General features: G+C 55.7%; 1 protein-coding gene. It reads right to left on the bottom strand.

Annotated features, from left to right (window positions below):
* Positions 1 to 210 (bottom strand): hypothetical protein (locus NLM59_RS11810; protein ID WP_304417978.1); only part of this gene is annotated, 210 nt, incomplete at both ends.

Genomic DNA, 210 nt, shown 5'->3' with positions numbered 1-210 from the left:
CCACGGTTTCCGCCGACACCTTTTGTGATAATGGGGTTTCCAGAACGCAATGGCGCATGGCAGTGATGGTCGCCGCCCTTACGTCGGCTCTTCGACTTTCTCCAAGAGCGCCATGTAATGCAGCCTCAAGTGCAGCGAGCAGACTCGCATAGTCGGGCTCGCCTTCCTCCAGCGACGCGTAATACGCCTTGATCGAATAGTTCAAAATGC

This window comes from Profundicola chukchiensis (assembly GCF_029664245.1).
Classification (GTDB): domain Bacteria; phylum Bacteroidota; class Bacteroidia; order Flavobacteriales; family Weeksellaceae; genus Profundicola; species Profundicola chukchiensis.
This window is presented reverse-complemented; position numbering and strand designations above follow the sequence as displayed.